This window comes from Blastocatellia bacterium (genome assembly GCA_035573895.1).
In the GTDB taxonomy this organism is placed as follows: domain Bacteria; phylum Acidobacteriota; class Blastocatellia; order HR10; family HR10; genus DATLZR01.
Window position 1 is genome coordinate 1 of the sequence record DATLZR010000064.1, and the last position, 11,007, is coordinate 11,007.

Consider the following 11,007-nt stretch of genomic DNA (forward strand, 5'->3'; position numbering starts at 1 on the left):
GGAGAACTTCTCTACTCGCCGAATCTCCCCGCCGTGCAGAACCTCCCCCTCGGGCGGTTGATCGCCGAACGGTACGGGTGCCCCGTCCGCGTCGAGAACGATGCCAACGCGGCGGGACTAGCGGAAGCTCACTATGGAGCCGGTGTGGGACACCGTTTCGTCTTCTATGTGACGGTGAGTACAGGAATTGGCACCGGTGTCGTGCTTGACGGTCGGATTTATAGCGGGAGCCGGGGACTGGCGGCCGAAGGCGGGCATGTGACGATCAATCATCTCGGTCCACGATGTTCCTGCGGCCGCAACGGCTGCATCGAAGCCTACGCTTCTGGCACGGGACTTGCCCGGCGCACGAAAGCCATTCTCCGGACGCTCGATCGCGAATCTCTCAAGCCGACCTATGGCATGCGGATCCTGGACCTCGCCGGTGGGGACTGCGAGCAGGTGACGGCGAAAATCATTGCTGACGCCGCCCGACAGGGAGACCATCTCGCCCGGGAGCTCATTGACGAGACGGCTCACTATCTCAGCATCTGGCTGGGCGGGATGATCAACCTCTTCGATCCCGACATCATCATCATCGGAGGCGGGTTGTCCACACTCGGAGACCTGCTCTTTGCACCAATTAGGGACCTGACGCCGCAGTACTCGATTTTGCCCTCGGCAGCAGCGATTCCCATCGTCCCGGCTCGCCTCGGCGAAAACGTTGGTATTCTCGGAGCGGTTGCACTTTTTGCCGCCGGTGGTCCCTCGCAGGCGTTGTGAGGCGACCATAAGCGCCGCTTCTTGCCCAGGGCTTCAGTCGGAAAAGACAATAGCTGAAAAGGTGCTCGCGCTGATGAGCACCGCGTCCTTACTCAGAGCTTAAGGCTCACCGAGACACCGTCGCGCAGAGGAATGATCGTCGTGAAGAATTCCGGCGATGAATAAATGAGCCGGTTGAACTCCCGAATCCCCTCCGTCGCCGGATCGGTTTCCCCGCGAGCGACCCGACCGCTCCAGAGCACATTGTCGGCCACAAGCAATCCCCCGCGACGAATCCGCGAGCGCGCGCGGGTGAAAGCCGCCGGGTACTGGTGCTTATCCACATCGGTGAAAACCAGGTCGAACTCTCCATCCACCTGGTCTATGAGGTCGAGGGCATCCCCTACGAGAATCTTCACACGGTCGGCGACTCCGGCCCGGCGCAGGTAATCTTCCGCCTCGCGCGCGTTTTTCGCATCATCATCAGTGTAGTAAACGACTCCCCGAGCGGGGATGGCGCGGGCAAGCCAGATCGTCGAATAGCCGATGGCCGATCCCATCTCGAAGACGCGCTCAGCATGGATGAGTCGGGCCAACTGATAGAGCAGTCGTCCGACGGCTGGCCCGACGATGGGAATGCGTCGTTGCCGGGCAAGCTGCTCCATTTCCGTGAGAACATCATCTCGCGGCGGGAGCAACGCGTCCAGATAATTCACCACATCATCGGAGATGAACGTCATCGTGTGACTTCCTCCTGTTTCATGACCTTCCTCACTAACGCCGCTCAATTATACCGTAACGGAGGAGGGGCAGAGACCTTCGTTCCTCAGCGACGGATCACCGGTGACTCGTTTATCGGAATGTGAGCCTGAATCCACCGGAGCCCGCTTCGCTCAAATGGCCGGAGGCCGGTACTTCCTGACTTCGTTTTCTCGTTGGGGATTTAGCGGGCCACCGTTTGCTGTCCCCGAGAGTGCTGGACCCGATCGGCGAAGGGTTTCGCCCGTTCGGCGGAGGCGGTGATGGCTTCGCGGAGTTTCCTCCCCACCCGCTCGATGAGCGCATCTGCGTGACGACGGCGGTAGGCGTTGAAACTCGGACGCCCGGCCTGGTTTTCCAGGATCCACTCGCGGGCGAACGTCCCGTTTTGAATCTCGGCCAGAATCCGCTTCATGGTTTCCCGCACATGGGCGTCAATGACGCGCGGACCGCGCGTGTAATCGCCATATTCGGCCGTGTCACTGACCGAATAGCGCATGTAGCCCAGCCCACCCTGGTAGATCAGATCCACAATCAGTTTCAGTTCGTGTAGGACTTCAAAATAGGCGATCTCCGGCTGGTAGCCCGCCTCGACGAGCGTCTCGAAACCAGCAGTGATCAAGGCCGAGACACCACCGCAGAGCACCGCTTGCTCGCCAAAGAGGTCGGTTTCGGTTTCCTCCTGGAACGTCGTTTCTATGACACCAGCGCGCGTGGCTCCGATCCCCTTGGCATAAGCCAGGGCGGTTTCTCGCGCCAGACCCGATGCGTCCTGATGAATGGCCAGAAGGGCCGGGACGCCGATCCCTTCCGTGAAAAGCTCTCTCATACGATGTCCGGGCGCTTTCGGGGCAATCATCGAAACATCAATGTTGGGGGGCGGCACAATCTGACCGAAATGAATGTTGAAGCCATGAGCAAACATGAGTGTTTGTCCGGGGCGGAGTACGGGAGCGATCTCCTCCCTGTAAAGCGCCGGTTGAATCTGATCGGGCACGAGCATCATCACCACGTCCGCGACGGTTGCAGCATCCCGCACGGCGGTGACGGTCAAGCCTTCTTTCTCGGCTCTGGCCCATGATGCGCTCCCCGGATAGAGACCGACGATCACGCTCAGCCCACTATCCCTCAGGTTCAAGGCATGCGCATGCCCCTGACTTCCATAACCGATGATGGCAATGGTCTTACCCTCCAGTAGTGCCAGATCAGCATCCTTCTCGTAGTATATTTTCGCCATCCTGTCCTCCTCCGAAAGATTTCGCGCAGGCTCTCTCGCCCGTGCTTCCGCCGACGGGAAAGCCCGCGCTGCTTTTCATCAGTGATTTTTGAATCTCATCGTCCATCCATGACCAAACCTCTGCTTCCCTTCAGGCAACACCGAGCACAAACGACGGGTCCACTCGTTAGCCCCTGGCCATCGCGACCTTGCCGGAACGGACGAGTTCGAGGATGCCGTATTTTTCGAAGACCTTGATGAAGGCTTCGAGCTTATCCTCGTCACCGGTCAGCTCAAAGGTATACGAATGGGGTGAGACATCAATGACCCGAGCGCGGAAGATTTCGGCTTCCTTGAGCAACTCCAGCTTCTGTCCCGGCTCATGCTTGATCTTCAGCAGAAGCAGCTCGCGTTCCACAGCATTGTTAGCACTGCTCGACCAGACGCGCACCACATCAATCAGGCGCTCGAGAAGCTTCAGGAGCTTTTCCAGCGCGGCGTCATCGAGGTTCACCACGATTGTCATGTGCGAGAGCGTCGGATCATCCGTTCGAGCGACGGTCAAGCTTTCGATATTGATTGCCCGGGCGCTGAAAAGGCCGGTGATCCGGGCCAGCGCCCCCGGCTTGTTTTCCACCAGCAACGTTATCGTTCGCAGCATCTTCACAGCCTCATCTCTGCTTCAATCGCCCGGACCAGGCGCGATGGCGATGCACAGGAGAGAGTTCGGTTTGTCGCATCGAGCCCCACCCTCACGCGATAGATTGTTCGCTGTCCGCAACCGCCCGCGCTTTGCTGGGGGCGATGATCATGTCCTTGATGGCAGCTCCGGGAGGAACCATCGGATAGACGTTTTCCTCCGCCGCGACATGGACATCGAAGAGAATCGGCTCACCCGACAGAAGCTCGGCGGCCAGGATGTCGGACAGCTCATCGGGCCGACGCAGGGTGAAGCTCCGGATGCCGTAAGCGGCAGCCACGCGAGCGTAGTCGGGCGATACGCGCAGGTCGGAGGCCGAATAACGACCGTTGTAAAAGATCTCCTGCCACTGCCGAACCATCCCCAGATAACCGTTGTTGATGATGACGATCTTCACGGGCAACCGATGCTCGACGACAACGGCCAGCTCCTGCATCGTCATCTGGAACCCGCCGTCTCCGACGATGGCGATGACAGGGCGATCCGGCCGGGCGAAATGAGCGCCGATGGCCGCCGGGAATCCGAAGCCCATCGCTCCTAATCCTCCCGACGTGATCCAGCTCCGGGGATGTTGGAACCGGTAATATTGGGCGGCCCACATCTGGTGCTGGCCGACATCGGTTACGATGATCGCCTCGCCCTGAGTAAGGCGGGAAATCTCCTCGATCACGCGCTGGGGCTTAATCGTCCGATCATCATCCTCGTAGCAGAAGGGGTAGTCGTATTTCCACTGCTCGATCTGTTCCAGCCAGCGCGACCGATCTTCCCGGCGTGTGCCTCCGGATTCCCTGGCGTGCATGTCCTCCAGTATCCCGTTCAAGGTCATAAGCACACGCCGGACATCTCCGACGATAGGGATGTCCACCCGGACGTTCTTGTTGATTTCCGCCGGATCAATATCAATGTGAATCTTCTTGGCCGTGGGAGCGAACTCCGCAATCTTGCCCGTGACCCGGTCGTCGAACCGAACGCCGATGGCGATGAGCAGGTCGCACTGAGTAATGGCAGTGTTGGCGTACCAGCTCCCGTGCATCCCCAGCATACCGAGCGACAGAGGATGCGCGGAAGGAAAACAGCCAAGCCCCATGAGCGTCATCGCCACGGGAATCTCCTCCCTCTCGGCCAATCGGCGCAACTCCGCCGAGCCCCCGGACGCGATCACACCTCCCCCCGCGTAAATGACCGGTCGTTGGGCAGCGAGAATCGCCTCGGCGGCCTCCCGGATTCGCCGGGGATCTCCCTCCGTCACCGGTTTATAGCCGCGGAGAGAGACCCGGTCAGGATAGTGAAACTCACATTGCCGGAGTTGAATATCCTTGGGAAGATCAACCAGCACCGGCCCCGGTCGTCCCGTCCGAGCAATGTAAAAGGCCTCTTTGATCACGCGGGCCAGATCAGCGACGTCCGTCACCAGGTAATTATGCTTTGTGCACGGGCGGGTAATTCCGACGACATCCGCTTCCTGGAAGGCATCCGATCCGATCATAACCGTCGGAACCTGTCCGGTGAAGGCCACCAGCGGGATTGAGTCCATGTAGGCAGTGGCTATACCCGTCACCAGATTCGTCGCACCCGGTCCTGACGTCGCCAGAGCCACGCCGACGCGACCCGACGCTCGCGCATAGCCGTCGGCGGCGTGGGCCGCGGCCTGTTCGTGTCTCATCAGGATGTGCTTGATGGGTCCATCATAGAGACGATCATAGACCGGGAGGATGGCTCCACCGGGATGACCGAATATCACCTCCACGCCTTCTCTCACCAGGCATTCCACGAAAATATCCATCCCCGTCATCAGCATTGTCGCGTGACCTCCTTTGCCGGCCGACCCCTTCGGAAAAATCGGCATCAGTGTAGCAGCCGACCTCCTATTTGTAAAATTGATTGTTTTTCTTGTTGAATCATCATCGCTAATTCCCGCAGACCCTCCGTCAGACGCCTCCTTTGGCCGTGGCCAAACCCTCTCGGAGAGAGAAACAAAAAAGGCCATGTTCCGGGGCAGCGGATCATGGCCTCTTCCGTTTCACTCCCGGGTGCGGCCATCATCCGCTGCCTGGACCAGGCACGATAACGATGCTAATCGCAATAATGAGGAGGAGACGGAGGATAGTCTCTCGATGAGGAAGAGTCTGATTGCACCTGAGCGGGATCATGGCAGGGGCCGTGACCCCCGGCCGACCGGCGGCATCAACATCCCGTCGCCATGTCCCTCTTGCCTTCCCCATAACGGGGGTAATGTTACACAAATCCTCTCCGGAGGCAAATTGAAAGATTTTTTTGTTCCGTTAATCTCGCTTATCTCCATTTATCGCGCCGGGCCCGTTCGACCGGCTCGGAGACAATGCGGTGAACTCTTTCCCGCAGCGCTTCAATGTCATCCTTGCGCAGGCCCTGCGTCTCAATCGTATCGTGGATGTAGACGGTGATCTTCCCCGGATAGAGCCGCCAATCCCCGACGCGGTGAAACTCATAAGATCCGACGATGCTCATAGGCACAATGGGGTATCCGTATCGCTGGGCGATGATAAACGCGCCGTTTTTGAACGGACCGACTCTTCCGGTCCGGGTGCGACTGCCCTCGGCGAAAACGATCAGGCTGACGCCACTATCGAGGGCCTCTTTGGCTCGCCGCATCATTCGCTTGAAACCCGAGGGGCTGTTATCCCGAGGGACGGGAACGTTGCCGAATCGCTTCATCATCCATCCGTAGGCGGGGATTTTGAAATGGGACTCCAGTTCCAGACCCCGGACAAATTGGGGAATAGCCGAGTAGATGACGAAAGCATCGAAGATATTCACATGATTGCAGACGAAAATGCTTGTGCGCTCCCGATCGAATCCGGGAGCATAATGGACTTCAAATTTCACTCCCGCCAGCCGCAGGATGTTGCGAAAGAACCAGCGTTGGGGGCGGTCGTTTTTGCGGGGATCAATGATCATTCCCAAGAGCACGAGGAATGTGCAAACGGTGAAAAAGTGGATGATGCTGATGGTCCAGAGCAAGAGGCTGCGAAGCGTCAGGTACACCTCTCTGAGCCACCGATTCAGTCTCTCCACAACGCGCGATCCCTCCCCTCGATGGCTCACAACGGGAACGTCACTTCGATCCGTTCGGTCACGCATCACACCAGGACAAGCAGGGATGAAGGGAGAACCTCCAGCCGCTGACAGCGGAGCGTCATCACCTCCCCATCAACCATAATCGTGACCGGTTCATCCAGCTCAAACTCGACCCAGCGAACGGCCCGCCGTGCGGCGAGCGGGTGCTCTATATGCGTGCCGTCGTAGAGACCCGGCAGATTGCGCAGCAGCCCGATACGTCCAATAGGTCCCCAGCGAACGTATTCGATAAGTCCGTCAGCGACCTCCGCATAGGGAGCGATCATCATCTTACCGCCGGTGAATTTGCTGTTATTGAAACTGAGAAACAGACAGGGATCACGTTGCGGCTCCGGTTCCCCATCCAGTCGCAAGGGGAAAGGCCTCCGCGAGAGTCGGGCCAGACACACCAGCACCCCCAGCAGATAACCCACTTCACCGAGTGGCTTGAATCGCCGATTGACCAGTGCAGCCACATCAGCGGGAAAGCCCATGCTCAGAAGGTTGATGAAATGAATCGCTCCGTCTGAATGAATGAGCCGGAGAACATCACAGGGCCGCGTCCGGCCCAGCCGAATCGCTTCCAGAGCATGATCCAGGCCCCGATGACTGAAATCCCGGAGGAAGGAATTCCCGGTGCCCAGTGGAAGAAAGCCGAGAACGGGGCGTTCGGTCAGATGCTGGGAGGGGAGGCTCGTCGCCGATGCCTCCCCGCGGCCTGCTTGCGGATGCGGGACCGCCGGAGAAACCGAAAAGATGCCATTGACGATTTCAAATGACGTGCCATCGCCGCCGACGGCAAGGAAGCGTCGGTAGCCCCGGACGAGGGCCTCCCGGACGATCTCCACAGCATGACCGGGGCCTTCTGTCTCCACCGACGTCAGACGGACTCCATCCGCTCGCAGACGCTCCAGGACCGACCGAGCGAGCTTTCCGCAGCGCCCCCCACCAGCAGCCGGATTGACAATGGCTAGAAATTCATCGCGCGCTGTCATTGATCCGCCCCATTGTTGCGGTCCGGGTCTAAGCCATAGATCGCTCCCCTCAGAGTGGCCTGATGGCCTCCCGGCGGTCCAGTCGGCGACGTAAGATTTCGGCCAGCTCCCCCCGCTTGATTTTCAGCGACGCGGTGCGGGGAAAATCCTCGTTCCAGATGACGTATCCGCTCACTCGCTTGTAATCGGGCAATCGCCGATTCCGCTGTACCAGCTCCGCATGGAGAGATTCGCTCATCTCCAGCTCTCCATCCAGATGGAGCACGATAACCAATTGCTCGTCCCGCAACGTCCCTACCGGCCAGATGTAATTGGCGGCGAAGACGCAGAATTCCTTCACCGGCAGCCCATCGAAGACGGACTCGACATCCTCGGGATAGATATTCTTGCCGCCTTCGGTGACGATCATATTTTTCTTTCGCCCGACCAACTGGATATGGCCCATCGGATCCAGGCGACCGAGGTCTCCGGTGAGCAACCATCCATCCACAATCGTCTCGGCGGTCAATTCCGGATCATCGAGATAGTGAGACATGACATTTCGTCCTCGCACGGCGATCTCCCCGATGCCCTCGGCGTCGGGATTGATGATTTTGACTTCGACACCAGGAAGAGGCCTTCCCACCGTGTCGGGTCGGAAAGGCTTGAGATCGTTGACCGACACAGCCGTGCACGCTTCGGTCAGTCCGTACCCGTTAGCCACCGGGATGCCGAGGTCATAAAAGAACTGGAGCATGGCCGGATCGCTCGCCGCGCCGCCGACGACGACCAGCTCCAGCTCGCCCCCAAATGCCTCGTGGACCTGGGGGAAAAGTCGCCGACTGAGCCGAAGATTGGGCTGCTTGCGCGTGAGGAAACGATTCAGCCGCATCAGACCTCGAAGCAGCAGGCGCCGATGATAGGGAAGTTCGGCGAATCGAGCTTTCACTCCCTTCTCCAGATTCTTGAGCACAAGCGGAACCAGGCTCACGTGGGTGATTTTGTAGCGTCGGAAGGCGTCGCGCACGAACTCCGGTCGAAGCGTGCGCAGATGCACGACAGCCGCTCCGCAGACGAACGGTCCGATGAATCCCACCATGAAATCAATCGCGTGGTTAGTCGGCAGGATGCTCAGATAGCGCACCCCCGGTCGGAAAGGATAGATGGCCGTGAGCGAGCGACACTGCTCCAGATAGTTATCGTGTGTGAGCACGCAGCCTTTGGGTCGTCCCCCCGTTCCCGATGAGTAAACGATACAGGCCGTATCCGATCGGCTTCGGGCGACGAACGTGGGCTCGCGTTCGCCCACACACTCTTCCCATCGTTCAGCCTCGCCGAGATCAGCACCCGCAGGGGCTTCGGTCACGAGAATGAGCTTCGGCCTTGTTGTCGGAGGTTCCGGTTCAGACGATTCAGAGGCCGATTGCGCTGCCCCGTCAGCCATCGCCCGGCTGAGGGCACGCCAGATAAAATGCTCCGTGATTAAGACTTCCGCCCGACTATGCGCGAGCAGTCGAAGATGCTCCTCCGCCGTCAGTTTGTAATCCAGAGGGACGAGTACACCGCCGCAGAAAAAGACGGCAGCGGCTGAGATGAGCCACTTCGACTGGTTGGTCATTATAATGGCGACCCGAGTTCCCTCCCCCACGCCCCGCTCCTGCAGACCGGAGGCCAGAGCCAGCATCGCCCGCTCGAACTCCCGATAGGTCAGCCGACAGTTCTCCCGATCACGGTCAGCTTCGATGAGGCAGATCTCCTCGGGCCACGTCCGGACGGCGTCACGCAAGGCTTCACCGAGCGATTGGTAGCGCGTCAAGTCGAGCATAGCAATCCCGAGCTTTGCCGGAGCGAGCGTCCTCGCTCACGAGCCGAACGGGAACGAGCACAGCACGGCGAGCGCGTCAGAGCCGGGAGTGAATCCGTTCGGCCAGAGTGCGAAAATCACTCACTCCCTGCATTTCGTAATCGGGAAGCTCGACCTGAAAGTGATACTCCAGTTGGGTCAGTAGTTCCAGCGCCTGAAGACTATCAATGCCGAGCTTCCTGAAGATATCGTCATCCGGCGACAGCTCTTCCCGCGGGATCTTAAAGTGCTTCGCCGTCAGCGTGAGAATCTCCTCAATGGTCTGTTCCAGCGTTGGCATACACCTCCACTTTCGGCACGTCTTGAACCGAGGGCGCTCCGGTCACGAGGATCGGGCCTGGCCGTCATTTCCAGTCCTTCGGACGGACGTACCGGGCGATTTCCTCGTGTGTGGCGAACCAGACGCCCGGCTTGGACCGCATGTATTGAATGAGCCGTTCCAGCATGGCGATGCGCGAGCGATGCCCGATGATGTGCGGATGCATCGTCAGGATGAAGATCGTTCCTTCCTCGTACGCCTTATCGAATTCCGCCCGCCAGATGTCGTACACATCATTAGGTTGCGTGTAGGGACGGATCGTGCTCTGCCGATCCATGCCGAAATACGGGTAATCGTCGAGGATCCATTCGACGGGCAGCTCGACGACGCCCGTTGGTTCGCCGTTGATGAGCACCTCATAGGGACGATCATCGGCCATCAAGCTGCTGTCATAGAGCAAGCCGAGTTCCCGAATGAGCTTCATCGTCGCGGGACTGAAATCCCAGGACGGCGTGCGGATTCCCACCGGCGCTTTCCCCGTGATCTCCTTGAGAGCGGCAAAGCTCCGTTGCATCAACTCACGTTCTTCCTCTTCACGAAGCAGCGAGTTACGTTCGTGGATCCAGCCATGCAGAGCGATTTCGTGACGTCCCCGGGCCATGATCTCTTTGACCGATGCGAGATGAATTTTGGCGCTCATCGCGGGGATGAAGAAGGTCGCCGCAATTCCATAGGTGTCCAGCAGGCGAAGGATCCGCGGCAGGCCCGCCCGGGCGCCGTACTCGCCCTGAGCCATGAGCGCCGGGGAAGTTTGACCGTCCCGAAGCGCCGGCGTCTCGTTGTCGAAATCAAACGAGAGACCAACGGCCACCCGCGCTCGCCCCGGCCACTCTTTCGGGGTCAGGTCTCGTCCGGCACGAACCTGGTGCACAATCTCCATGACCCGACTTTCCGGCCATTTCCAGGGCGGTTCCTGCACCGACGATTGACCGGCCGATCGAGCGGCGATGCCAATTAAGAGCACACCGCTGATGAGCCCGAAGAAAATTCGATTCCCGGTTGACATGGCAATTTCCCCTTCACTCGAAAGAAATCGGCGTGCTGACCTGGCGCATATCCCGATAGCCCATACGGGGCCCGAACGCTTCGAGTCTACCGACCATCTGCCCGTCTCAGGCTCCGATGTGATCTGGCTTTCACATATCGCTGTGACGGAACCGAGATCGCGGGGCATTTGGCCGGGACCGGAAGCACCGGGCGCCCAGGGAACCGGTGTTACCGACAGCCCTTGAGAAACTGCCCCTCGTTCAGTTCGGCTAAGCCGTTCCTTTCTCCACGACCTGACCCATCCCCTTCAGTTCTCGCAGGTACTTTCCGACCATTCCATTCCACGGCGGG

The 11,007-nt window shown here is 59.3% G+C and carries 10 protein-coding genes; 1 reads left to right on the plus strand and 9 read right to left on the minus strand.

Annotation, left to right across the window (positions count from 1 at the left end; all coding sequences use genetic code 11):
* The coding region (locus tag VNM72_06675; protein HXF05084.1) for an ROK family protein at window positions 1-762 on the plus strand (762 nt) is incomplete at its 5' end.
* 92 nt (window positions 763-854) lie between these two features.
* On the opposite strand, the gene VNM72_06680 is transcribed toward VNM72_06675, so the two are convergent.
* The 9 genes from VNM72_06680 to VNM72_06720 all read right to left on the minus strand — a co-directional run bounded on the left by VNM72_06680 (window position 855) and on the right by VNM72_06720 (window position 10,549).
* On the minus strand, window positions 855-1,481 hold the full coding sequence (locus tag VNM72_06680; GenBank protein HXF05085.1) for an O-methyltransferase: 627 nt from the start codon (window positions 1,479-1,481) through the stop codon (window positions 855-857).
* Between the two features lie 203 nt (window positions 1,482-1,684).
* Window positions 1,685-2,737: a ketol-acid reductoisomerase gene (gene ilvC, locus VNM72_06685; GenBank protein ID HXF05086.1), complete on the minus strand. Its 1,053-nt coding sequence runs from the start codon at window positions 2,735-2,737 to the stop codon at window positions 1,685-1,687.
* A gap of 166 nt (window positions 2,738-2,903) precedes the next feature.
* Window positions 2,904-3,377, minus strand: coding sequence for an acetolactate synthase small subunit (ilvN, locus tag VNM72_06690; protein HXF05087.1), 474 nt, complete (start codon window positions 3,375-3,377; stop codon window positions 2,904-2,906).
* Window positions 3,378-3,468: 91 nt separating this feature from the next.
* The gene (ilvB, locus tag VNM72_06695; GenBank protein HXF05088.1) at window positions 3,469-5,214 is read right to left on the minus strand and encodes a biosynthetic-type acetolactate synthase large subunit; all 1,746 of its coding nucleotides are present in this window, start codon (window positions 5,212-5,214) and stop codon (window positions 3,469-3,471) included.
* A gap of 494 nt (window positions 5,215-5,708) precedes the next feature.
* Window positions 5,709-6,470 carry a lysophospholipid acyltransferase family protein gene (locus tag VNM72_06700; GenBank protein ID HXF05089.1) on the minus strand — a complete coding sequence of 254 codons (762 nt, stop codon included), beginning with the start codon at window positions 6,468-6,470 and terminating at the stop codon, window positions 5,709-5,711.
* A 65-nt stretch (window positions 6,471-6,535) separates the two neighbouring features.
* A complete protein-coding gene (locus VNM72_06705) occupies window positions 6,536-7,507 on the minus strand; it encodes a diacylglycerol kinase family protein (GenBank protein ID HXF05090.1) in 972 nt (323 codons plus the stop codon).
* A 49-nt stretch (window positions 7,508-7,556) separates the two neighbouring features.
* A complete protein-coding gene (locus tag VNM72_06710) occupies window positions 7,557-9,311 on the minus strand; it encodes an AMP-binding protein (protein ID HXF05091.1) in 1,755 nt (584 codons plus the stop codon).
* 76 nt (window positions 9,312-9,387) lie between these two features.
* Complete coding sequence (locus VNM72_06715) at window positions 9,388-9,630, minus strand: acyl carrier protein (GenBank protein ID HXF05092.1); 243 nt, start codon at window positions 9,628-9,630, stop codon at window positions 9,388-9,390.
* A 64-nt stretch (window positions 9,631-9,694) separates the two neighbouring features.
* Complete coding sequence (locus tag VNM72_06720; GenBank protein HXF05093.1) at window positions 9,695-10,549, minus strand: polysaccharide deacetylase; 855 nt, start codon at window positions 10,547-10,549, stop codon at window positions 9,695-9,697.
* Window positions 10,550-11,007: the final 458 nt, after the last annotated feature.